At 49.0% G+C, this 23,352-nt stretch carries 19 protein-coding genes; 1 reads left to right on the top strand and 18 read right to left on the bottom strand.

Going from position 1 to position 23,352, the window contains the following annotated elements; all coding sequences use genetic code 11:
• The first annotated feature begins 30 nt into the window (after window positions 1-30).
• Window positions 31-468, top strand: a complete 438-nt coding sequence (locus tag OH144_RS00185; RefSeq protein WP_266204274.1) for a response regulator — start codon at window positions 31-33, stop codon at window positions 466-468.
• 155 nt (window positions 469-623) lie between these two features.
• Here OH144_RS00185 and OH144_RS00180 read toward each other — a convergent pair whose 3' ends face one another.
• From OH144_RS00180 to OH144_RS00095, 18 genes are all read right to left on the bottom strand, one after another.
• Window positions 624-1,220 (bottom strand): ribonuclease HII, encoded by a 597-nt coding sequence (locus OH144_RS00180; RefSeq protein ID WP_266204273.1) that lies wholly within the window; start codon window positions 1,218-1,220, stop codon window positions 624-626.
• An 84-nt stretch (window positions 1,221-1,304) separates the two neighbouring features.
• The gene (locus tag OH144_RS00175; protein WP_266204272.1) at window positions 1,305-2,822 is read right to left on the bottom strand and encodes a RagB/SusD family nutrient uptake outer membrane protein; all 1,518 of its coding nucleotides are present in this window, start codon (window positions 2,820-2,822) and stop codon (window positions 1,305-1,307) included.
• A 9-nt stretch (window positions 2,823-2,831) separates the two neighbouring features.
• Window positions 2,832-6,053, bottom strand: coding sequence for a SusC/RagA family TonB-linked outer membrane protein (locus OH144_RS00170; RefSeq protein WP_266204271.1), 3,222 nt, complete (start codon window positions 6,051-6,053; stop codon window positions 2,832-2,834).
• Between the two features lie 945 nt (window positions 6,054-6,998).
• A complete protein-coding gene (locus OH144_RS00165; protein WP_266204270.1) occupies window positions 6,999-8,048 on the bottom strand; it encodes a porin family protein in 1,050 nt (349 codons plus the stop codon).
• Between the two features lie 492 nt (window positions 8,049-8,540).
• Window positions 8,541-9,977 (bottom strand): SusD/RagB family nutrient-binding outer membrane lipoprotein, encoded by a 1,437-nt coding sequence (locus OH144_RS00160; protein ID WP_266204269.1) that lies wholly within the window; start codon window positions 9,975-9,977, stop codon window positions 8,541-8,543.
• An 18-nt stretch (window positions 9,978-9,995) separates the two neighbouring features.
• Window positions 9,996-12,257 (bottom strand): TonB-dependent receptor domain-containing protein, encoded by a 2,262-nt coding sequence (locus tag OH144_RS00155; RefSeq protein WP_266204268.1) that lies wholly within the window; start codon window positions 12,255-12,257, stop codon window positions 9,996-9,998.
• A gap of 5 nt (window positions 12,258-12,262) precedes the next feature.
• Window positions 12,263-12,604 carry a TonB-dependent receptor plug domain-containing protein gene (locus tag OH144_RS00150; RefSeq protein ID WP_266204267.1) on the bottom strand — a complete coding sequence of 114 codons (342 nt, stop codon included), beginning with the start codon at window positions 12,602-12,604 and terminating at the stop codon, window positions 12,263-12,265.
• Between the two features lie 5 nt (window positions 12,605-12,609).
• Window positions 12,610-13,161: a carboxypeptidase-like regulatory domain-containing protein gene (locus tag OH144_RS00145; RefSeq protein WP_266204266.1), complete on the bottom strand. Its 552-nt coding sequence runs from the start codon at window positions 13,159-13,161 to the stop codon at window positions 12,610-12,612.
• A gap of 611 nt (window positions 13,162-13,772) precedes the next feature.
• Window positions 13,773-14,850 (bottom strand): peptide chain release factor 2 gene (prfB, locus tag OH144_RS00140; protein WP_266204265.1). Its coding sequence is split into 2 segments (ribosomal slippage): window positions 13,773-14,789 and window positions 14,791-14,850, totalling 1,077 coding nucleotides; the frame shifts between segments, so codons are not numbered across the junction.
• Window positions 14,851-14,942: 92 nt separating this feature from the next.
• Window positions 14,943-16,016 carry a branched-chain amino acid aminotransferase gene (locus tag OH144_RS00135; RefSeq protein WP_266204264.1) on the bottom strand — a complete coding sequence of 358 codons (1,074 nt, stop codon included), beginning with the start codon at window positions 16,014-16,016 and terminating at the stop codon, window positions 14,943-14,945.
• 47 nt (window positions 16,017-16,063) lie between these two features.
• Window positions 16,064-16,615 (bottom strand): cob(I)yrinic acid a,c-diamide adenosyltransferase, encoded by a 552-nt coding sequence (locus OH144_RS00130; RefSeq protein ID WP_266204263.1) that lies wholly within the window; start codon window positions 16,613-16,615, stop codon window positions 16,064-16,066.
• A complete protein-coding gene (locus OH144_RS00125; protein WP_323134758.1) occupies window positions 16,616-17,344 on the bottom strand; it encodes an ABC transporter ATP-binding protein in 729 nt (242 codons plus the stop codon). It lies immediately after the preceding gene.
• A gap of 10 nt (window positions 17,345-17,354) precedes the next feature.
• Window positions 17,355-20,390: a tetratricopeptide repeat protein gene (locus OH144_RS00120; protein WP_266204262.1), complete on the bottom strand. Its 3,036-nt coding sequence runs from the start codon at window positions 20,388-20,390 to the stop codon at window positions 17,355-17,357.
• A gap of 121 nt (window positions 20,391-20,511) precedes the next feature.
• On the bottom strand, window positions 20,512-20,799 hold the full coding sequence (gene gatC, locus OH144_RS00115) for an Asp-tRNA(Asn)/Glu-tRNA(Gln) amidotransferase subunit GatC (protein WP_266204261.1): 288 nt from the start codon (window positions 20,797-20,799) through the stop codon (window positions 20,512-20,514).
• On the bottom strand, window positions 20,741-21,547 hold the full coding sequence (locus OH144_RS00110) for a lysophospholipid acyltransferase family protein (protein ID WP_266204260.1): 807 nt from the start codon (window positions 21,545-21,547) through the stop codon (window positions 20,741-20,743). The genes gatC and OH144_RS00110 overlap by 59 nt, the downstream gene beginning before the upstream one ends.
• 105 nt (window positions 21,548-21,652) lie before the next feature.
• Window positions 21,653-22,216, bottom strand: a complete 564-nt coding sequence (locus OH144_RS00105) for an NUDIX domain-containing protein (RefSeq protein ID WP_266204259.1) — start codon at window positions 22,214-22,216, stop codon at window positions 21,653-21,655.
• 68 nt (window positions 22,217-22,284) lie between these two features.
• Window positions 22,285-22,668, bottom strand: coding sequence for a RidA family protein (locus tag OH144_RS00100; protein ID WP_266204258.1), 384 nt, complete (start codon window positions 22,666-22,668; stop codon window positions 22,285-22,287).
• Window positions 22,669-22,744: 76 nt separating this feature from the next.
• Window positions 22,745-23,233: a hypothetical protein gene (locus OH144_RS00095; protein WP_266204257.1), complete on the bottom strand. Its 489-nt coding sequence runs from the start codon at window positions 23,231-23,233 to the stop codon at window positions 22,745-22,747.
• Window positions 23,234-23,352: the final 119 nt, after the last annotated feature.

Raw genomic sequence — 23,352 nt, 5'->3', positions numbered from 1 at the left:
TTGTCTAATTCGATCAGAAGCACAAGTATAATGAGCGAGAAAGAAGTAGTGAATATCCTGCTGGTGGAGGATGATTACCTGGATACCATGAATGTGGAGCGGGAGCTGAAGAAGATCGGCATCACACACCCGATTTTTGAGGCTCGCAACGGGAAGGAGGCACTGAATATGCTGCGTGGTAATGATACGCCTAAGATCTCCCCCGCCCCAAGCGTCATACTTCTGGACATCAACATGCCTAAAATGAACGGGCTTGAGTTTCTGGCAGAGTTACGACGCGACCCGGAGTTCAGCCACATACCCGTGTTCATCATGACGACCTCCAACGAGGAGACTGACCGCCTGGCTGCCCAGCGCCTTAATGTATCCGGCTACATCGTAAAGCCCCTGTCCTTCGACAGCTTCGAGCGTAGCGACTCCTCCCTTGACAGCTTCAGCCTTTTCCTGGACCTGATAAAGCTTAAGTAAGAAAACAAGCATTCGTTATAAGTGTAAAAGCCGCTGTACATACTTGTGCAGCGGCTTTTATATTGATGGCCATTCCCTTGCCCGCTTATACTTTGGCGGGCTTTTGCAGTTATACTTATACTTTTAGTAAGTATGGCCGCCCGGCAGAGGTGCGGTTAAAGAAGCTCCAGTTGGCGGGGCAGTAAGGTAAATGATTTCCGGTGATGCACAGTAGGCCCGTGGCTGGCGATGCCGGCCCGGTGCGCCTTTGTGGGATACCCTGCATTCTGCTCCCAGCCATAGTAGGGGTGCGCCCCCGCCAGCCGGCACATCAGCTCGTCGCGGTGCGTCTTTGCCAGCACCGAGGCCGCCGCAATAGACAGGAACCTCCCATCGCCCTTCACCATGCAACTATACGGCAAGTCCTGATAAGGCTTAAAGCGGTTACCATCCACCAGCAGGTACTCCGGCTGTTGTAGCAGCGCATCCAAGGCCCGGTGCATGGCCAGGTAGGTAGCGTTCAGGATGTTTATTTTATCGATCTCCTCCGGCGAGGCCTCTCCTATAGCCCAACACACTGCATCCCGCGTAATCTCCCCCCGCAGTTGCTCGCGCAGCTTTTTGGTCAGCTTCTTGGAGTCGTTGAGGAGCGGGTGCTTATAGTTTGGCGGAAGTATAACGGCTGCAGCCACCACCGGCCCGGCCAGGCAACCCCTGCCTACCTCGTCTACGCCAGCCTCTAAGGTGTACCCGCTGTGGTTTGGTAATAGCATAAGAGTAAAGTATAGCTGCAAGTATAAAGAGAAAAGCCCGCCAGTCAAACGACGGCGGGCTTTAATATACAACCAAATAATCTATTACAGCTCGTTCTGGAACATACCAGTGTTTCTGTTTGCATTCAGCTCATCCTGCGGGATCAGCCACTGCCAACGCTTGTCGCCGGCTGCTACCTGGAACAGGTTGTCAGCAAGGGTGGCATCGTGGTTAGCACCCGTTCTGTCGAGGGCGCTGTTCGTGCGCTTCAGGTCGAAGAAGCGGAAGCCTTCGCCCCACAGCTCAATACGGCGCTGCGTCAGAATCTCATCCACCAGGTCCTGACCAATCAGTTCAAGCGGCGTATAGTCTTTGTCACGAGCCTTCATCAGGTTAGTCAGTACCAGTGCCGCCTCAACGCTCTTGCCCTGGCGAGCCAAAGCTTCAGCCTCAATCAGGTACATCTCAGCAGCCCTCATGTATGGCACGTCGCCAATACTGCTGGCGCCACCGTCTGCCATGAACTTTCTGTTCATGTATGGCTTGGCCGAGAAGTTAGAAGGAATAACATACCCATTTACGTCGTAGCCTATGGTCTTACCATCAGCATCCTTCACCGCTTCAGGCTTTGGATCCCAAAGCTGCTTACGCACATCGGTATCCGCGATCTCAGCATACAGCTTGCTGTTGATTGCTTTAGGGTTAGACCTGATGTTGGTTGAGCTAAAGTTAGCCGACATATAGGCGAAGAAAGAGTAGAAGTATGTGGTCTGGTCAGCAATCTGATCGCTGCCCCACATCCATTCTTTGTTCTCCACGTTGTTAAAGCCTGCCAGATAGTCTTCAGTGCCCATCAGCGGATAGCCCTGACGTGCTTCGTTTGCGTACTGGGCAGCAGTTTCCCAATCCTGCATTGTCAGTGCCACGCGAGCCTTTAAGCCTTTGGCAACATTAACGTTGAAGTGAGACTTGGCACCACGCCCTGCCGGCAGCAAGGAGATTGCCTCATCAAGATCCTTGTTAATCTGCGCGTACACTGCCTCAACCGTTTCACGGGGCTGTCCTTCTATCGTGTTTACCGTCAGAACAGGAACACCAGCCTGGTTATTAGTACCCTTCGTGGCATCATAACGCTCTGCAAAGAGCTGCACCAGTTGGTGGTGCGCCCAAGCTCTATAGGCTAGCGCCTGGCCTTTAATCTCTCGCTTATCCGCATCCGGACCATCAACTTTCTCAATGTTGTTGATGATCATATTGGCATTAGCGATGAGCTTATAGTAGAACCTGTAGGTGAAGTATACTGTAGTGGCGTTGGCATTGCGGTGCGTTAACCACTTGTAGGTGCTGTTAAACCAGCCGTTACCGGCTGCCGTCATTACAACATCCTCCCCTAACATATCCATGTTGATCATTACTGACCCCTGACCAGCCTGATCCTGGGTGCTGTACTGCATGAACATTGCTCTGTGGATGCCGTTCAGGGCAGCCCAGGCGTTGGTAGTAGTTGTAAATACAGACTCTTCAGAAACAGCGTCTGTCGGCTGTGTCTCCAAATATTCCTTTTCGCAGGAGGAGAAAACCAGCATGCAGGCTGCAAGCGAACTATATAATACTTTCTTCATTTTCAAAAATTAAAGGGTAACGTTCAAACCAACAGTGTAGATACGAGCAGGTGAGTACGTGTTGGAGGTAACACCTGAGTAAGACTGATTCACGTTCATACCATCACGCTTCGAGAACAGGCCAAGGTTTTCACCTGAAGCGAATACGCTAGCATTCTTTAAGAACACCTTAGAGGTGATGCTGGAAGGCAGCACGTAGTTTAGGTTCACAGAGCGGATGTTCAGGTATGAAGCGTCGATCAGCCAACGGTCTGACTGCGCGTTATACTGCGTAGCGGCTGTCAGGTCCATGCGCGGCACGTCGGTTACGTCGCCTGGCTGCTGCCAACGGTTTAGGATGTCAGTGTGCAGTGCACCACCCTGCGTACCAGCGTTCATCAGAGAGGCATAGTTGGCATCGTATACTTTGCCACCCACCTGGTAAGTCAGCAACACTGACAGCGACAGGTTCTTGTAAGCAAACGTGTTGGTGATACCACCGGCAAAATCAGGAATAGCAGAACCTGCATAGTGGTACTTGGCACCGTTAGATTGCGTAGTTACCATTGTGCCGTTTAACTCATAAGCGTTCTTGTCTTCCGGGTTATCGGCAACAAACACACCGTTACCTGTGTTCGGGTCTACTCCGTACCAGTCACGCAGCCAGTAATCATAGATAGATCTGCCAACCATGTACTTTTTCGTACCGCTGATGATCTCTTCCTGGCCTTCCGGTAACTCCTTAACCTCGTTCTTGTACGTTGCCACGTTCACGCTCACATTCCATGTAAAGTCTTTTGCCTTCACAACATCAGCAGCTAACTGTGCTTCCACGCCAGTGTTGGCCATGGTTCCGATGTTCTGCCATCTTGTAAGCACACCGCCTGAAAGCGGAAGCGGCACCTGGAACAGCAGGTTCTCAGACTCTCTCTTGAAATACTCTACACTACCGTTAACTCTGCCAAACAGGTCGAACTCAACGCCAATGTCATAGCTGTTGTTAGACTCCCACAGCAAGTCCTGGCTAGCAAGGCTTTCCTGAAGTATACCAGGCTCAGCAGCATTGTTATAGCCCAGGCCGTAAAGTGGCTGCCAGCCATAATATCTGGTAGTGCCATCAAGGTTAAGGAGAGCGTCGTTACCAACCTGTCCGTAAGAACCTCTCAGCTTCAGCATGTCAACCCACTCCGGCATGGCGATAAAGGTTTCTCTGTCAAGACGCCATGATGCACCTACTGACCAGAAATCACCCCAACGCACGTCTGTGGAGAATCTTGACGATCCATCGCGGCGGTAAGAACCAGACACGGTGTACTTATCATCAAATGTATAGTTTAAGCGGGAGAAGTAGCCTTCTGTTTTGTACGTGTCGGTGCGTGAGGTAAGATCGTTGGTCGTTGTGAAGTTGCCAAGCTCCGTGTTACCTTCGCCGATCACCTTCTGGCGCATACCGTACAGGTACTTATACTCATAGCTGTAGTTCTCGTGGCCCAGCAACACCTCTACATAGTGCCTGTCATTGAAGGTATTGGCATAGTTCAACAACTGGTTCAGGTTGTAGCTAGTTGTAGTTGAGCTAGTGCGGCTAGCTCTACCTGCCGGTGCACCATCCCCTACTTTGTTGTTATCATACTCAGCAGCCAGGTAGTTAGAGATGTCTACACTTAGGTTCGTGGTGAATTTGAAATCCTTCAGGAAAGTAACTTCACCAAAAGTTCTGGCACTTAACACATTGCGGTTGTAAAGATTATCGTTCCACATGGTCTCTGCTACCACATGGCGCCCTACGCTTGCGCTGCTACCACGGTTTGGCAAACCATATTCAGACAAGTTACCGTAGTCATAGATTTTGTTACCGTTCTGGTCCAGCAGGTAAGCACCTGTTACTGGATCGTGCGCATACACAGGGTAAATAGGGCCTATGTTACGGGCAAAGAAGAACGGGTTAACGTACCCTGTGCTGCTTGCTGTGTTAGCTTGGTTAGACTCTGTGATAGTACCAGCTATGTTCAGGCCTGTCTTAAACCAATCAGTAGCCTGCGTATTCACATTCACACGACCTGTAAAGCGCTCATAGTCAGACTTAATAACAAAGCCTTTCTCGTTCAGGTAACCCATAGACACAAAGTAATCGCTCTTTTCGCTGCCACCGCTGAAGTTCAGGCCATAGTCGCTACGGCTGCCGTTACGCTCGATTGGCTCAAACCAGTCCAGGTCATCTGCGTACAGGAGGTTCGCGTTAGGATTCAAAGTACCATCCGGGCGAACGATGTCTGTGTTTGCGACATTAAAGGGGTTATAGCCAAGGATTTGCGAAACATCAGAAACAGCTTTACCATTGTAGTTCTGTTTGCCGGCATTAGCACCTGTTGTAAACCTGGTAGGCCATGTGCCTGATGCTAGCTTGTTTGCATCCTCCAACGGCACTGCACCTGTAGTAGCATAGGCAAGTGCGTTACGCTGTGCTTCCCAAACCAATGGGTAGTACTCATAGGCATTCACACGGTCGTACTCTTTTAAGCCTCTGTTGGTAACCCCCTGAGAGATCTTCAGGTTGATCTGATTGCGGCCACTCTTGCCCTTCTTTGTAGTAACCATTACCACACCGTTAGCGGCGCGGGCGCCGTAAAGCGCTGAAGATGAGGCATCTTTTAAAATAGAAATATTCTCGATGTCATCCACGTTCAAGTTCGCAATGTTGCCTGAGTAAGGCACACCGTCCACCACATAAAGCGGATCGTTAGAAGAATAAATAGAACCAATACCGCGGATACGGATATCAGGGCCAGAACCTGGTTGGCCGCTACCTGCGTTAGCCTGTACACCTGCAGCCTGGCCAGCGATAGCGTTGGTAATGTTGGTTACCGGGCGCTGTGCAATTTTCTCAGTAGTGATTTGTGCAGCTGAGCCGGTGAAAGAGCCTTTATCGGCTGTGCCGTAGGCTACAACTACTACCTCTTCCAGTTGCTTGTCGTCCACACCCAGTGCAACGTTAACAGTAGATGAGTTGCCGATCGCACGCTCTACGGTTTTGTAGCCAATAAAGCGGAATATCAGCGTGCTGCCTTCCGCGGGAACGTTAATGGTATAAGAACCATCAAGCCCAGTGGTGGTACCCACCGTAGTGCCCTTCACAATTACTGCCACCCCCGGCAGGCCTTGTGATGTGCCTTGGTCCGTAACCGTACCAGACACAGCTCTGCTTTGTGCGTACACTTGCTGGGCAAGTACCAACACTAAAGCAAGGCTCATGAGTAATAATCTCCTCATAAAAATTGACATAAAGTAGAATAGTTAGATAATAGATTGATTGTTAAAATTGTACTAAGAAAAGACATAGCTCTGCCACCCTACAGCTATGTAAGGTTTTGTTTTAAGAGTGCACAAAAGAGTTGGCTGAATTCAATTAGCCTGTTGTGCCCTGTTATTAAGTTTATCTAATTATGGATAGTTAGTGCCCGGACGGGCAAAAGAGCAGGAGAGGCTCAAACGTACTCTCGTGTCTCAGCGGAGGTATTTGCATTTTTAATCCTATAGTAATCCCTGTTAAGCCTTTGTTAAGAAATTTCCGCCAATAATAAGAAGTTGTTATCTTAAATACAATAGACTTTCTATAACTATGCTCACAAATATAGCGGCCCACCTCCTAGGCTTAACACCGGACAAACATAAAGTACCAATAGCTTTTAAGCTGTATCATTTTTATCTTCCTGATACCTTTAATTTTATATCGAAGGGAAAGAATGTATGGAAGAACCAGTACAGATTTAATCTAATTCTCATTATTCACCTCATACTGCAAAAAGATTATGTATAGCTGGTTAAAACACGCCAATTGCATACCTAGTAGGTATCCTAGATTAGGGAGGTTCTAAAGCAACTACTTTGGACCTACACAAGGGCAGGCTATATTACATTCTCATTAAAGCTGAACTAACTAGCAAGAGCAATAGCTCTCTTAAAGTAGTTGCAAATAGACTATCATGCTCTTATCCAAGAACATGGAACCCGTTAGATTATGAAGAGCAAAAATACCCGTTCAGCTGTACCTCTAGTTAAGACTCTAAAGAGTCAGATCTTGAGTTATTATAGACAACCCCTTTTCTTGAAGACACTGCACCTCTTACGCTGTGCATAGGCGCATCCACTTTGCTTGTTCACAAAACCTTCAACAGCACCATAAAAATTTGGCTATCACTACTGTGTTAGAATAGTTACCATCCAAATTCCAGGCTTGCTGATTTCTAGTTCTAAATTACTCTCAATTGTCCCTGATCCAATAGAAGACTTAGTTGAAAACCTCACCCCCCCTTTGAAAGGGACCTGTATATCTCTAAAGCCTTTGTAAAGCGGGGTTTGCTCCTCAAAACCACTCGTGCCCATCAGTAACACATTGCTTGGCGTGTGGCTGCCAATGGAATTAAAAACGTATTGAACCTCCGACCTGGTTGCCTCTCCTACTTTTACAACACTAATACGCTGTATGTTTTGCTTAAATAGCACCTTATATCCATCTTGCCTTCTTCTTGCCTTGGAGAGGTCAAAGTATTCCTCAAAGTTATCTGTACTCGTATTTCCGGTGCTCCTCTCCTTATAGGCTCTATACCCTAATGTATAGGTAATGGAGGTCTGTATTAAAACGTTTTTCTGCCAATTTGCTCGCTTTACTACTTCCCGAAAGCCTTGATTGTACCTAAAGTTAAAGCCTAGGCCTGAATTCATCTGATACCCGACACCTGCAACAAAACCTATATCTATGGGCTCAATAACACTGTGGGAATAATAGCCAGACTGTACTTTAACAGCATTGTTTTTTTGGTTCAGCAAATATTCATCACGGCTCTTACTACTTAACAAGAAGCCAAACTGGGGCCCAGCCTCAAAAAAGATTTTCCCGAGGTGAAATTTTATAAGCAGAGGCACGTCTAAATAATTCAATTTCATATTTTGACGGAATTGCAACGTGTCTCCTGATATTGCTTTATCCTCTGAATATTGTTTTGTATACTCGTAGCCTCTTGAGCTATAAAGTAACTCTGGTTGAAAAAAGATTCTGTCTCCTATGTTGCTGTACACAAAAATGCCGCTATGATAGCCTTGTCTCCAGTCAAAGTTGTTGCTCGTGCTACCTATCCCATTAATACTACTGAAATTCATACCTGCTCGGGCACCTATCAATGTTTGAGCCTTCGCTCCAAAAGGAACCAAGAAAAAAACCGTAAACACAGCAATAAGAATCCTGTTCATTGTATTGATAAGTTTGATTATGAATAACCTGTTAGTTAGATTGCTTTTTGTATTGGTATTCTTCTCATTAAGCCCGATTCCTAGAGGCAAAGATTATTAAAAGTTCCCCCTCTTATGCTAGGGCCGTTTAGATCTCGCTACACCGCTGTTAAAACACCTGTCATTCTGTTAAGAAACTTGATGGAAAAGGGGCCACTACTACTGGCCATCAGGATTCTTCTAGGATGGCAAAAAACGTAGAATATAACGGTCCTACTACTCTTATGCTTACAGGAAAATAAATGTAGCTAAAACGAAAGGTAATCCTAATGTTTGCGAAACCTTATAATATAACCATTAGTGAATTTACTTCCAAAATAAGAATTAAACTTTTCCCAGGATTTTGTCTTAAAACTTTTTATAAATCATCGGCTTAATAACTAAGATATTCAAAGCAAAAAGGTCAGGCGTAGTGCCTGACCTTTTTGCTTTGAATGTAAATTAATCTGTAAATTAATCCTCTGTTTTATCATCCCACCAAACGCCGTCAGTGTAAATTTGCACATTAGGAACATTATCTCCATTGGCGGCAATTTCACTTGTTGTGTAAGCAAAGCGCAGTGGAGGAGCTGAAATCTGATGCTCATTAATCAGACCAGGGTAGCCCGTTCTTCTCCAATCATTGTACGCTTCAAATGGCTGGAAAAGCCAGAAGGCAATCCACTTCTGTAAAATAATATCCTCTACCTGCAAGGCAGCTCCTGACTGTGGAAGTTCCGCAAAATAAGCTGTGATAGCCTCATCAGTTGCTCCAATTTGACGCTTCATTGCTGCTGAAACACCTGCTTGATAGGCTGTGAATGCTTCTGTCGCATTGTTCAGTCTTAGGTTAGCTTCAGCCTCGATGAACTTTAACTCATCATATGTCATCAACGGCATAGATGATGTCGCACTTAGCACAGTAACGGTGGGATCCGAGTATTGTGTACTTGCTTGGTCGTTTGTCTGCGCCCCATTAGGGAAGCCTGTGATAACACCTGTACTAGGCACTGGTTTCACCATAGCAGTTAAACGCGGATCATCAAGCCCAGACAATGTGCTCACGAAGGCATCACTTACTGCATGATGCGCTCTGTCGTTTGACTCCTGGAACCACGGATGCTCTCCAATTGCTGTTGCTGTATACTTGTTGAAAGTAAAGTTATCCGCAGCACTTGTAAAGCCCTTTGATGCCGCATTAAGGGCTGCTGTAGCAGAACCTTGAGGATCAATGTTACTCAGCCTATTATAGTATCTGGCTTTTAGAGACCAAGCTGCTTTCGTCCATTTGGCAACATCACCCTGATAAATCAAATCAGTTGAACCAGGGTTTACGCCACCTTTTGCAAGATCAGCAATAGCCTCGTCAAGCAAAGTCTGAATTGATGCATAAATACTTTCCTGCGTATCAAACTTAGGCTTACGGAGATCACTACCCTTACCTATCTCTTGGAAAGGCACACGCCCCCATGCATCTGTTGCTACGGCAACAGTATAAGCTTTTAGAACCTTAGCTATACCAACATGAATGTTACTTCCGGCTTCACTTCCACCTTCAGAGCCTTTCTGAATGATAAGATTAAGGTCGGGCAAAACACCAGCATAAATGTTGTTCCAAACGTTGTTCACGACAGAGGATGCTTCTTGTCCTGAGCGTCTGTCGGCTTCCTGTAGCTGACCGTGGGCACCCGCCGTATGCCTTACATACACAGATGAATACCACGCTAAGTCAGTACCAGTTACAGCCGTTGGAATGTTCACCGTAACCTGTGGCATTAAAAGGCTAAGCGACACATCTTCTGGTGAGTTTGGATTAGTATCAATCTCATCCAGCACATCGTCGTTGCAAGAGCCGGCACTAAATATAATCCCAGCTGCAAGCAGAAAAGTTAAAAATTTATTAGTCTTCATATTTGATTTCCCTTTCAATTAAAATCCAATTTTCAATCCAACACCATAGCTTCTAGCTTGTGGCAACGAAACATACTCTAGTCCTTGGAAGTTACCAGACCCACCTACACTTGTCTCAGGGTCGAAGTTTGGATAATCAGTTAGCAAGAACAAGTTACGGCCCGTGAGCACAATAGAGGCGCTTCTTATAGGGGTTTTAGAAAGTAAGGAGGTTGGTAAAGAGTAGCTTAGAGCAACTTCTCTTAATCTTACAAAAGATGTAGAGTAGACGTTCGATTCGGTAATCGCATCCATTCTAGTTCCCCAGAAAGTTTCGCCTCTAACAATCTCAATATCATTGTTGCCCTCTACTACCAACTCACCGTTCTCGTTTAGGTACCCTTTTGAGCCTGGATATACATATGGTTCTTCACGGTCTTCAGTAACGGCATCCATACCATACAGCTTCAACAACCTTGTGTTGCCCGCGTACATATTACCACCTTTTCTCCAGTCTACCTGAGCAGTAAGGTTTACACCTTTATAAGTAAAACCATTGGTGAATGTAAACTCGAAATCAGGCTGTACGTTCCCAATATTAGTCTCTGGTCCAACCAATGGCATACCGAAATACGGGTTTGCTTTTCCGTTTGCTAAAGTTGGTCTGCTATCTACTACTACATTACCTTTATCATCTTTCACAAATGAAGATCCGAAAATAATAGGATAAGCTGCACCTGCCTCGGCTCTAATGTTTGGTGTCACGAAGCCTCCAAGGAAGATGTTATCAACACCCTCTGCCAGTTCTAAAACCTCGTTCTTGTAAGAGGAGAAGTTAGTAGTCAAGGACCATTCGAAGTTATCAGTTTTTACAGGTATAACTGTTGCGATTAACTCATGGCCTTTGGTTTCCAATTTACCTGCATTTCTAAACTCAGAAGTAAAACCAGCTGATGGAGAAAGCGGTACGGCAAAGATCTGATCTGTAGTAGTCTGAACGTAGTAGGTATAATCTAAGCTCAAGCGATTACTGAAGAACCGAAGGTCACCGCCAAATTCAATCGTCTTTGTATTTTGAGGTCTAAGCAAAGGAGAGTTCAGCGTATTGCTAAGCGTACGCCCGTTCAATCCATTGAAAGGGAAGGAAATGCCATCTGTTAAGAAGCCTGAGCCAGCACCTCCAGCAACAAAAACATTCTTTGTGATATATGCTGATTCAGGTGCTTGACCAACTTCTGCATAAGATGCTCTGATCTTACCAAAGTCGAGTACTTTACTATCCACACCAAACGCATCAGTAAACACAAAGCCAGCACCAACAGATGGGTAGAAGAACGCGCGGTTGCCTCGTGCGAGGTTAGAAACATAGTCTTGACGGGCAGAGGCGTTTAAGAATAGGTAGTCTTTGTAACCTAACTCTAGGTTTGAGTAAAAACCAACTGTTCTTCTGCTTGACATCGTCTCAGATGTTGTCTGCACAGTAGTGTTGCCAATGTTACGCAGACCTCCTATACCAATACCACGGCCTACGTTGTTAAGAAACCGTGTATTGATTTCGTAAAGCTCACTACCTAAGAGCAAGTTTACGTTCAAGTCCTCAGTAACGTCGCGGTTGATGTTAGCTGAGATATTTGAGTTAATTTGGTTCTGCTGAAATGAATAGTCATTGATTTGTCCACCAGAAGGCGTAGCTGTTCTACCACCAGTAAATCCAGAGCCCAGTTCATATACTTCTTTGCCGTCTGTAACAAAGAAGTCATTACCAAGTCTATAGTTTAAAGATAGCCAATCAAGAGGCTTGTAATTTAAGCTTGCACTACCAATGAAGCGACGTGTGTCTTCATAAAACTGGTTATTTGCCACTGACCACCTTGGGTTATCAATCGCGCCACGGTAGTTATACTGCTTGTATGGGTTTGTAGGATCTGCAAAAGGGAGTCCCCACAAGTTAAAGTTTCTTGGAGCAGCATACAGTGTAAATAAAGGATTCGAGGTATTAGATCCACCGGCGATTTTATCTACATGCGTGTCTGAGTAGTTGGCGCTAGCTCCAAGCGTAACCTTAGGGTTTAGCTTGAAATCTCCACCCACTTTAGCATTCATACGTTCCATACCAGTTGTAGGAACAATGCCTTCCTGATCCGTATAACCTAAAGAAACGGCATAGTTCCCAATCTCCCCGCTGTTCGCAACTGAGATACCATTAGTAGCTGTATGACCTGTCTGGAAGAATGGCTCGACGTTTTCGAAAATCCTGTTTCCAGGCACTGTATTACCTGTAGCATCTTCAACATCTCCCAAAGAGCTTATTCTTGGCCCCCAAGAGAGAGAGAGGAGGATTTGTTATAAGCACCTCCTGATCCTTGGGAATAGGTACTTTGGAGATCAGGTAGAACAGAAACTTTATCAATAGAGTAGTCTGAGTTGAACGTTACTGTTGCGCCTTTTCTATCCCCAAGGCCTTTGCCTTTTTTCGTTGTGATTACGACCACACCATTTGACGCACGCACACCATACAATGCAGCAGCTGCGCCTCCTTTAAGAACAGAAATAGACTCAATATCATTGGGGTTGATATCTAATGCACGAGAAGAGGCATCTGTACCACTAACCCCTTGAGCAAAGGCCGCGTTACTTTCAATAGGCATACCGTCTACAACATACAGGGCTGGTTATTACCAGTAAAGGAGCGGTTGCCACGGATGGTTATTGTGGAGGAAGAACCAGGCAATCCGCTAGATTGACGAACGATAACACCTGCTACTTTACCCTGAAGGGCATTGGTAACGTTTGGCTGGTTTGCTCTTGTTATTTCCTCAGTACCTAACTGCTGAACGGAGTAACTCAGTGCTTTCTCCTCTTTCTCAATACCAAATGCTGTTACCACCACTTCATCCAGAAGCTTCTGGTCTGTGGCAAGGTCTGCATTTACTACGCTTGCATTACCAATTGCCTTCTCTAAGGTCTTGTATCCGATAAAACGGAACACCAGCGTGTTGCCGTCTGCCGGTACAGCGATGGAGTAAGTACCGTCAGCTCCAGTGGTGGTACCCACTGTGGTCCCTTTTACAATTACTGCAACCCCCGGCAGCGCTTGTGATGTGCTCTGGTCGGTAACCGTACCAGTCACAGTTTTGCTCTGGGCGTGCGCCTGCTGCAGCAGGGCCAGCACCATTACAAAACTCATTAGTAATAGTTTTCTCATTTGTAGTTTGAATTAAGGTGAATAGAATTAATTGGTTGGTTTTAAAATTTCACACGTACTTAAGGTATAGGCAAAGCTGCGCCATGCTCATATCGCTATGATTTTTAAATTTTGGATGTACCAGTATCAGGGCTGCCTATGGCAAGCCGCCTTGATAATCCAAGAAAAAGTTTGGTATTGAGTTATAGACACGAATGCTTTACAAATACATCCACTGCCTAATAGAAAGAGCCGCCCTCGTCCCCTTAGCTGCTGGCCTTAAAACAGCTATATATGGGGATAGGCATCTATTCAGATCCAATAATATGGACTTATAAATTGAAATGCAATAGTAGCTTCACATTCTTATTCAATGTTAAAACATTGGAAGATAACCCCTTAGCATGCCTCTTTTACAAAGACTGTAAATGAAGACCTCTACGACATCGGGCTAAAACCCTCTTAAGACCCTGATAAAGCATTTTTTGCTATACATTTTATTTTCAATGTTTTAACGCTGGACCACTGGTTCTTACCTCCCTCAGGCAAAATTTTCCTATAGAGCGGAAAATAATTTTATTAAAAATAAAAAAGGCACCTATCACGGTGCCTTTTTAGTGCTTCATACTTTTCTATGCCTGCATCAGGAAAGCTTTGATGTATTCATCCAAGTCCCCGTCCAGCACATTCTGCACGTCGGTGCGCTCCACTCCGGTGCGTACATCTTTCACTAGTTTGTATGGGTGCAGCACATAGTTACGGATCTGTGAACCAAAATCTATTCGCTTTTTTGTGCTCTCTATGCGATCCCGTTCTGCGTTGCGCTTCTCCAGTTCTATTTGGTACAGCCTGGAACGGAGCATCCGCAGGGCGTGCTCCTTATTCATGAGCTGCGAGCGCTCTATCTGGCACTCAATCACGATACCCGTTGGCTTATGCTTCAGGCGCACCGCCGTTTCTACCTTGTTCACGTTCTGCCCCCCGGCACCGCCGGAGCGGAAGGTATCCCACTCAATGTCGCTGGGGTTTACCTCTATCTGGATGGTGTCGTCTACCACAGGATAGGCAAACACCGAGGCAAACGAAGTATGGCGACGCCCCCCTGAGTCGAAGGGAGAAATGCGCACCAGGCGGTGCACCCCGATCTCAGCCTTCAGGTAGCCATAGGCAAAATCACCGGTTATCTCCAGCGTAGCTGACTTTATGCCTGCCCCGTCCCCAGCATGGTAGTTAATCTGCTTCACTCCGAAACCGTGCGACTCAGCCCACATAATATACATGCGCATGAGCATCTCTGCCCAGTCCTGACTTTCGGTGCCGCCTGCGCCGGGGTTAATCTCCAGTATGGCACTCAGCTGGTCTTCCTCGCCGCTGAGCATGCGCTTAAACTCCAGCCCTTCCACGGCCGCCTCCGCTTTGGCAAATTCCTGCTGAATGTCTTCCGCGGATACATCGCCCTCTTTGTAGAAATCGAATAGCACCTCAAAGTCAGACACGGCCTTCTCTACTTCTTCGTAGTGGTCGGTCCACACTTTCACCGATTTAATATCCTTTAGGATCTTCTCGGCCTCTTTGGGGTCATCCCAGAAATTGGGGGCAGTGGTTTGGGCCTCCGTCTCCTTTATCTGTTCCTTCTTGGCATCGTAGTCAAAGATACCTCCTCAAGGCCTCTACTCTGGCCTTCAACTCTTTTACTTGCTCAGTTGTCATTAGCGTATGGGGTTATACTTCTTTTAAAACAAGAAAATGCTGAAGCATAAACTTAAGCCTATACTTCAGCATTTTATACTTTACGTTATACTTTACAGGCTGATGCGGCGCACCCAGTTGTGCTTGTCCGGTGCTTGGCCTGTTTTTATCTTATCCAGCTCGGTAGCAACACGGTTCGATATCTCGCGGTCCTCTATGGCCGGTAGGTCCATATCCTCGCCATTATAGTGGATGGTGGCAATCTGTGCGATGGTGGCCGCTGTGCCTGTACCAAAGGCCTCCTGCAGCTTACCTTTTCTTTGCGCCTCCACCAGTTCCTCCACGGTCACCTTGCGTTCCTCCACCGCATAGCCCATATCCTTTGCCAGTTGCAGCACGCTGTCCCTGGTGATGCCGGCCAGAATAGTAGTGCTTACAGGCGGTGTTATGAGTTTTCCATCGATCACGAACATCAGGTTCATCGTACCGGATTCCTCAATATATCTATGCTCTTTCGCATCGGTCCAGACAAGCTGGTGGTAGCCGCGCTCCTGCATTTTGCGTGCAGGTAGTAAGGCCGCTCCATAGTTACCGGCCGCTTTGGCAAAACCGGCTCCCCCCTCTGCAGAGCGCACATAGTGCGGCTCGATGGCTACTTTCAGCGGTTGGCCATAGTATGCTCCCACCGGACAAGTAAAGACAGTGAAGCGGTAGCTAGCCGAGGGGCGAACTCCTATAAATTCATCAGTCGCAAACATAAACGGGCGGATGTACAGCGCGCAGCCGCTTGTCGGCGGCACCCAGGCCGCGTCCAGGCGCAACAGCTGCTCCAGGCCCTGCAGGAAGATGTCCTCTGTAATTGCCGGCATGCACATGCGCTCGGCAGATTTGTTGAGCCGGTGGAAGTTATCCAGCGGTCGGAACAGCAGGATATCGCCGTTGGCATCTTTGTACGCCTTCATCCCCTCAAAAATAGACTGCCCGTAATGCAGGGCCGACGTAGCCGGGCTCAGCGACATGTTCCCATACGGCAGTATCTGCGGGTTCTGCCAGGCTCCTTCTTTAAAGTCAGCCACCAGCATGTGGTCTGAGAAGATCTTGCCGAACTCAATGTTATTATAATCCAGCTCCGAGATGCGTGATTCTGCCACGCACTGAGCCGGTATGGTTAGCATATCCAGTGACATAGTTCAGTTTGGTTTTTAATTCCGTAAAGGTTGTAGGGTACAGGAGGCTACATTCTTGGTTTCCAGGTTATCTCCTCAGCACCGAGCTCCTGTGTCATTACGCGGCACAGCGCAAATAGGTAATCGGAGAGCCTGTTTAAATACTTTATCACCAGTTCATCTACCTCCGACACCTCCTGCAGGCCAATGGCTAGGCGCTCGGCACGGCGGCACACGCAGCGGGCCAGGTGGCAGAACGATACGGACTGATGCCCACCCGGAAGTATGAAGGCGCGCAGCGGCGCCACTTCTGCAGTATACTTGTCTATTTCGCGCTCCAGCAGCACCACATCCTCCTCGTGCAGGTCTGGCGTGGCCATTCTGGTGTGCTTTTCCGGGTCAGTGGCCAGTGTGGCGCCGATGGTAAACAGGCGGTCCTGAATCTCCTTCAGAACCTCAAGCCTGCTTTTGTTCACTTCCTGGTCGCGCACCAGCCCGATGTAGGAGTTAAGCTCATCCACGGTGCCGTATACTTCTATGCGCAGGTGCGATTTCGGCACCCTGGTTCCACCAATCAGTGCGGTGGTTCCTTTATCGCCTGTTTTGGTGTAGATCTTCATTTACACTTGCTGTTCTGCCCGCATGCGGGCAGCGTTAGTTATGTCTGGGTTTAGCGTATCGGACTCCACCAGGCCGTCGCGCAGGCGCACGATGCGGTGCGCGTACCGGGCGATGTCCTCTTCGTGGGTTACCATGATGATGGTATTGCCTTTGGCATGCAGGTTCTCGAAGAGCTCCATGATCTCGTAGGAGGTTTTGGAGTCGAGGTTACCCGTTGGCTCGTCGGCGAGAATGATGCTGGGGTCGTTTATCAGGGCGCGTGCAATGGCCACACGCTGCCGCTGCCCACCCGACAGCTCATTGGGCTTGTGCTTGCCACGTGTGCCCAGGCCAACGCTTTCCAGCGCGTGCTGCGCCTTCTCCTCGCGCTGGCTCTTGTTGAAGCCGGCATAAATGAGGGGCAATGCCACGTTCTCCAGCGACGACTGGCGCGGCAGCAGGTTAAAGGTCTGGAACACAAAGCCGATCTCCTTGTTGCGCACCTCCGCCAGCTCATTGTCCGACATATTGCTCACGTCCTGCCCGTTCAGGATATAGGTCCCGCCGGTTGGTGTATCGAGACAGCCGATGATATTCATGAACGTGGATTTGCCCGAGCCCGATGGCCCCATAAAGGCCACATACTCGCCTTTATCGATGCTGATGGATACCGACTTCAGGGCATTGATGGTCTCCGTACCCATACGGTATACTTTGGAGATGTCGTGGGTTTCGATGATGGTGCTCATTCGGCTTATGTCATTGTTGCCAGTTTTCGGCACGGGCCTCCACTTCTTGGCGCTTTTGTTCTAATTTCTCTATAAATGTAGCATATTCGGAGGGAGGAACCAAATCCTTCAGTGTTTCTGCGGCCTGGTCTGCGTAAGAATATAAGCCCTGCTCTATACTCTCCAGCGCGTAGGCCTTATGCAGCTCTGCGGCATAGGGGTTGTAGGTGATGCCAGCCAGGAGGATATTGTAGGCCTTCTCCTCTTCAGGTGCATGCTTCTTGAAGAAATTAGCAGCGGCCAGCAGTGTTTCCTCGTCGTAAACCAGCATCTTCACAGCTTGCTCATAGCGGGCGGCGGCCTCTTCCTTCCGGCCCCTTACTTCAGCTACGCGCGCTTTAAAATACAGCTGCATGCGCTTGTCGCGGTCAGTCAGATAGAGGCGGTCCATCCGGTTTAGCAACACGTCATACTTCTCGGTGTAGAGCCATAGCTTTAGCTGCAGCAGGTTAAGGGCCGAACGCAGTTCCCCCTCCGGGCGCTGCATGGCACTTGCCTCCTGGATGGCATCGTAGGCAGTCTTCCAACGCCCCTTGCGCAGCAGGTAGTCCACGCGCGTCACCACGGCATGGCGCTTCAGGTCTTTTTCCTGCACGGCGTTTACGAGCGTGTTCACCTGTTCCTGCGTTAGGGTGGGCAGGTACGTGAGCAGGTACTGTAGTTTTTCTTTATCTGTTCCCTCCGTAAGCACGGTATCCAGGTCCTGCCGCAGCAGCGCGGCCAGTTCCTGTGCCACGGCTATGGCCGCCTCATTCTCGGTATAGGCTACTTCCTCCAGGGCTTCTACGGCTGCCTCCGGCTGGTGTGCGATGGCCAGTGCGTAGCCATGCGAGAGGTATGCCTGGGTGTAACCCCGGTCCTTTGCCTGCTTAAAGTAGGCGGCGGCGGCGCGGTAGTTCTTTTCCTCCAGCATCCACAGGGCGAGGGTATTGTAGTAATAGCCGCTCTGGCTCTCCATCTGCAGGGCCAGGTTCTCCACCACGCGCCTTCCCTCACGCGGCAGGCCGTTGTAATGGTGCACCAACCCTTTCAGGAAGAGCAGGTCGCTGTAAAATATCTGGTTGCCCGGGGTATTCAGGTAACTGTCGATGGGTTGAAGGCGGGCAGTATCGCTTTTGCTGAGGCTGCTGATGGTCTGGTTGTAGAACAGCGTGAAGTCCTCCACCTGCTCCAGTGAGTCGGGCATAAAACGTTCCCCATGCGGGTCCATGCCCAGCAGTTGGCGCAGTATGGCCTGGTTGCTGCGCAGTGCTTCGTACTTTCCTTTCCTGGACTCCTCCAGCACGGCCTTGGCAGGCTCCAGCATGGCCTGGCGGGTATAGTAGGCAAGGCGGTTGCTGCGCACCACGTCGTTGCCGGGACCAAACTCCTGCGCCAGGTTAAAGTAGTACTCGGTGCTGTCCTGCACGCTGGTCTGGGTATACAACAGGGCCAGGTTATTGTAGATCTCGGCACTCTCCGGAAACTTCTCTGCCCCTTGCTGCAGCACATACAACTTCTCGAAGAAATACTGCTTCTCGTCGTAGAGGTTGGCCAGGCGCACGTACAGTTTTGGGTTCGGTCGGCGCTCCAGCGCGTCTTTCAGCAGCAGGATTTCACGGTTCCGCTCATCCTGCTGGCGGTACATTGCCGACAGACTGTAATTGGCCTTCACGTTGCCGTTGTCATATATATCGCTCTCCTCGTAGAAGCGCTTGGCCAGGATATCGTTGCCGGAGGCCCGGTACAGGTCGCCGATGTAGCTGTAGTAGCCGGCCTGCGCCTGGAAGTAGGAGCGGTACTGCGTGCGCATGATCAGCACCACACAGATGACCAAACTCATGATGAAGAACGAGAAAAGCGAGAAGGTCTTAGGCTCGTACACTACCTTGTGCACCGGCAGCCGCTGCTCCAGCAAGCGCCCGAAGTTGATCATCACATACACCAGAAAGCCAAAGCCAAAGGCCAGGTGCGTGTACACGATCAGGTTGCGATACAGCAGGGTGAGGGAATCGTTGGCGGTGGCAAAGGCATAACCAATGCTCAGGAAGGCCATCGTGGCAAACACCAGGTACAGCACCGCGCCGGTGGGCCGGAACGGGAACAGCTTGCCGTAGTATGCCTCGCGCTGGCGCATGCCCCAGAAGCCCGTCACCGTGGACAGCAGCAGGATAACATAGGCGTTCAGTGGAAGCACCTCAGCACTGATGTAGCCGACCTGCCGCAGGTACATGAGCAGCAGGCTGGACACGTAGAGCACACTGATGAGCAGGAAGTGCCACATACTGAAGCGGCGCTCCGGCGTTTTAGCCTGCGTGTTTATCCAGAGCAGGGCGTTTACGTTCTCGTAGCTCACCCACAGCAAGAACAATACGGTAGCCGCCAGCAGGCCCAGCGAGCTGTAGCTTACCAGGTGCAATGTTATCAGATCGGCGGTAAATTCGGCTTCTGTAAAGAGCAAAAGGGCCAGCACCGCCACAACGCCCAGCATAGCCAGCACCCGCAGGCCAAAGCCGGTGTTCGGGAAGAAGGCCTGAAACGCGTAACTGCTCAGCGCGAAAAGCAGGATGCTCACCAGTAGCGTGGTTTGCCCGGCACCGCCGAATATGTCCAGCAGATCGAAGTTGAAAGTGGCCAGGAACAGCATCAGCAGCAGCATGCCTGTAAAGTATGGCAACTGCCGCATAGTGCTGATAGCAGCTGTATAAAAGGCCACGCAAATGGCCAGGATAAACAGCAGCAGGCCTGCCGCCACCGTGTTTACGCCGGGCAGGGCCACATCATACTGCTCAAACAGCAGGTAGCCATCGGCCGAGAGGGTGAAGCGCTCCAGTAGCCCCGGCACTTCGCTTACCGGCACCGGCACCACCTGCAGGTCGGTTATTTTATCCCAGGCAAAAACGGACGCCTCGCCGGCGAAGTAATAGTATACCCCCAGCGCCAGCGCCAGCACACCCAGCAGCAGTAAAAAAAGATAGGGATACCTGGTGTGCGTATCCCATTCTTGCCAAAACTTAATCTTACTCATATATTCTTTTGAGACATAAGACTCAAGACATTTAAACGATACTTCTTGCTGTTAGCCTGAAAGTAAAAGGCGTTCTCTAAAGCCAACAGACAAGGTTTGTCCTTATACTTATGTCTGCGGCTTATTCCAGCACCTTTGGCACCCGGAAGTAGTCGGAGTCCTTTTTAGGAGCGTTCAGCAATGCCTGCTCGTGAGTGATGGTGTTGCGCGGTTCATCCTCGCGCAGTACGTTCACCTCTTCCGACATGTGGATCAGTGGGGCCACGTGCTCTGTGTCGAGCTGGCGCAGCTGGTCCACCCAGTTCAGGATCTTGTTCAGGTCCTGCAGCACCTCCTGCTCCTTCTCCTCGTTAAACTCCAGCCTTGCTAAGTGCGCTATCTTGCGGATGGTTTGAATATCTGTTGACATGTACTTTTGTATGTTTCGTAATTTCTGTTTGTATGATGTTGAACACCTGCTCCTTTAGCTGCGGCAGGTCCTCCAGCGTCAACCCCTTCGTCTCGATCGGCTCATGGATCACGATCTTGAGCGGGTGCCAACGCACTTTCAGCTTGCCGTCCAGGTCGGGCAGGAAGTGTTGGTTGTAGGGCATGGTTACCGGCACCACCGGCACCTGCTTCTCGATGGCCAGCTTAAAGGGCCCATCCTTGAAAGCCATCAGCTGCTCGCCGGCAGTTTTGGGGATCGTGCCCTCCGGAAAAATTACCAGGCTACGCCCCTCCTCCAGCGTCCTGGCCGACTTTATGTAGCTCCTGGCACTGCTGATGGGGTTTCTGCGGTCTACGGAAATGTATAGTTTTTCGTAGACTTTGCCCCAAAGCGGCACCTTGCACAGGTCAGCCTTGCCCACAAAGTTAAGGAATCCGGGGATGGCGTGCAGCATCACGGGGATATCGAGGTATGAACTGTGGTTCGGTGCGAAAACATAGCGATCCGTTTGGTTATACTTCATGCGCCACTCCACCTCCAGCGGCGTCAGGAACATGCGTAAGGCGGAGCTGGACCAGAACCTGTTCACGCCGTGCAGGTGCCTGTACCACTTTTCCCGGCGCATCAGCACCGCCTGCAGCGGATAGGTGACCACAAAGGGAAGCACAAACCAGGTAACGCACCAGGTAGTATAAATCCGCTGTGATATGTACTTAATGGCCTTCATGTATTCAAATGTAAGTATAATCCCTTAGTTTGCCATTGCCCTGGCTGCCAGTATAACGCAGAAATTTTCTGCAGCCATACTTTATACTTTGCTGTAACAGCAAAGCTACAGCCTCCCCTGCTCCTGTAGCAGAAAAGCAGCCTTCAGGATACCGGCTACGCTAATGGCGTCGGTAATCTCGTTGTTCAGGGCCATGCGCACCGCCTCCTTAAAAGGCACCTTTTTAATGTGCAGCACTTCTGTTTCTTCAAAAGCCGTTTCGCCGGCGGTTAGTTCCTCGGCCAGAAAAACAAACCCCTCTTCATCGGTTACGGAGTTGGACGTATGCAGGCGGCAGATGTTGGTCCATTTGGCAGCGGTAAAACCGGTCTCCTCCTGCAACTCGCGCTTGGCCGACTCCAGGATATCATGCTCCAGCAGGCCTCCGCCCATAGGTATCTCCCAACTGTACTCGTGCAGAGGGTAGCGGTACTGGCCGATCAGGTAGGTATAGCCTTCGTCATCAATGGGAATGATGCCGATGGCTTTGTTTTTCATGCTCACCACCCCGTAAATGCCTTCGCTGCCGCTGGGGGTGAGCACTTTGTCTTCACGCACTTTGATCCAGGGGTTCTGGTAAACAGGCTCACTGGACAGGGTAGTCCAGGGGTTGTGTGTCTCGTCGATCATAGCTTGTATTTGTTGCAGCTGCAAAGATAGGACTGCTGAAGTATGGATGGCAAAAGTATAGGTATAACTTATCTGCCTCTCCTGGCGATCATCTCTAGCTCTACCTGTGCGCCTAACGGAAGCGAAGCCACGCCGATGGTAGTGCGGGCCGGATATGGCTCGGAGAACTGGGCCTTGTATACTTCGTTCATGGCGCTGAAATTAGCCATGTCGGTCAGGAACACGTTCACTTTCACCACGTGCTCCGGCGTTAAGACTGCCGCAGCCAGCACCTGAAAGAGGTTTTTAAAGCACTGCTCCGTTTGGGCGCTAATATCTCCCTCCACCAGCCTTCCTGTAGCGGCATCAATCGGTGTTTGGCCGGAGAGATAAACCAGATCGCCAGACTCCACGGCATGGGAGTAGGGGCCTACGGCTACGGCGCCTTCGGCGGTAAATGCTTTTCTTGACATGGTGTGGATTGTTTTAGTTTAACAGCTTTGCTATGATGCGTTTATGCACTATAGCTCTTGTTGGCGAGCGATTTTCTTATATGGTTATTTCTATCAAGCCAAAGACAACCTTATCACCGTACTTTGCCTGTGCTTCTGCCTTGTTTAGAAACTTAATATTTTTTACCTGTTCAACTCTAAACTTGCTAAGCTGGTTTCGTCTGTCTGTGTGGTTAAAGGTAAGCTTTCCATTTACTGCAATTGGAATTTTATACTTGGTCCCAATCTGCTGTACCTGTTTATGTACTTGTCTATAGATATAACCCTCAATGTCGAGGTCAGCTGATGATTTGACCATCACACATTGGCTGTTGCCAAAACCAAGCTTTTCCAACTTTTCTTGGCTCACTGCCTGTTCAAAATGAGCAAGTTTGTCGGGAACACTCTCATTGGGGGAAGAAATCAGACCATCAATGACATGGATGCAGTCTTTGTCATTCATGTTTACTTCCATTATCTTTTGGGAATACCCTTTGGTGTAGGTTGCGAAAATGAGGAAGCCGAGGATTAGGAGTTTGGTCTTCATAGTTAATTTTATTTTAAAGTTTTAATTGTTTGCCAACTAGTAGATAAGGGGATAAAACATACGCTTTTTGTCGAAAATAACAGATAACCGTATTTGTGCTGGCGCAAACAGAATGCTAC

Source organism: Pontibacter kalidii (genome assembly GCF_026278245.1).
GTDB classification, from domain to species: domain Bacteria; phylum Bacteroidota; class Bacteroidia; order Cytophagales; family Hymenobacteraceae; genus Pontibacter; species Pontibacter kalidii.
Note: the sequence above shows the minus strand (reverse complement) of the source record. Positions and strands in the feature narration are given on the sequence as shown.

What these genes read in the sequence shown, in the direction of transcription:
- OH144_RS00185 (WP_266204274.1), top strand. Translation starts at nt 31, where the DNA reads ATGAGCGAGAAAGAAGTAGTGAATATCCTGCTGGTGGAGGATGATTAC.
- OH144_RS00180 (WP_266204273.1), bottom strand. Translation starts at nt 1,220, where the DNA reads ATGCTATTACCAAACCACAGCGGGTACACCTTAGAGGCTGGCGTAGAC.
- OH144_RS00175 (WP_266204272.1), bottom strand. Translation starts at nt 2,822, where the DNA reads ATGAAGAAAGTATTATATAGTTCGCTTGCAGCCTGCATGCTGGTTTTC.
- OH144_RS00170 (WP_266204271.1), bottom strand. Translation starts at nt 6,053, where the DNA reads ATGAGCCTTGCTTTAGTGTTGGTACTTGCCCAGCAAGTGTACGCACAA.
- OH144_RS00165 (WP_266204270.1), bottom strand. Translation starts at nt 8,048, where the DNA reads ATGAACAGGATTCTTATTGCTGTGTTTACGGTTTTTTTCTTGGTTCCT.
- OH144_RS00160 (WP_266204269.1), bottom strand. Translation starts at nt 9,977, where the DNA reads ATGAAGACTAATAAATTTTTAACTTTTCTGCTTGCAGCTGGGATTATA.
- OH144_RS00150 (WP_266204267.1), bottom strand. Translation starts at nt 12,604, where the DNA reads ATGCCTATTGAAAGTAACGCGGCCTTTGCTCAAGGGGTTAGTGGTACA.
- OH144_RS00145 (WP_266204266.1), bottom strand. Translation starts at nt 13,161, where the DNA reads ATGAGAAAACTATTACTAATGAGTTTTGTAATGGTGCTGGCCCTGCTG.
- OH144_RS00135 (WP_266204264.1), bottom strand. Translation starts at nt 16,016, where the DNA reads ATGTCACTGGATATGCTAACCATACCGGCTCAGTGCGTGGCAGAATCA.
- OH144_RS00130 (WP_266204263.1), bottom strand. Translation starts at nt 16,615, where the DNA reads ATGAAGATCTACACCAAAACAGGCGATAAAGGAACCACCGCACTGATT.
- OH144_RS00125 (WP_323134758.1), bottom strand. Translation starts at nt 17,344, where the DNA reads ATGAGCACCATCATCGAAACCCACGACATCTCCAAAGTATACCGTATG.
- OH144_RS00120 (WP_266204262.1), bottom strand. Translation starts at nt 20,390, where the DNA reads ATGAGTAAGATTAAGTTTTGGCAAGAATGGGATACGCACACCAGGTAT.
- gatC (WP_266204261.1), bottom strand. Translation starts at nt 20,799, where the DNA reads ATGTCAACAGATATTCAAACCATCCGCAAGATAGCGCACTTAGCAAGG.
- OH144_RS00110 (WP_266204260.1), bottom strand. Translation starts at nt 21,547, where the DNA reads ATGAAGGCCATTAAGTACATATCACAGCGGATTTATACTACCTGGTGC.
- OH144_RS00105 (WP_266204259.1), bottom strand. Translation starts at nt 22,216, where the DNA reads ATGATCGACGAGACACACAACCCCTGGACTACCCTGTCCAGTGAGCCT.
- OH144_RS00100 (WP_266204258.1), bottom strand. Translation starts at nt 22,668, where the DNA reads ATGTCAAGAAAAGCATTTACCGCCGAAGGCGCCGTAGCCGTAGGCCCC.
- OH144_RS00095 (WP_266204257.1), bottom strand. Translation starts at nt 23,233, where the DNA reads ATGAAGACCAAACTCCTAATCCTCGGCTTCCTCATTTTCGCAACCTAC.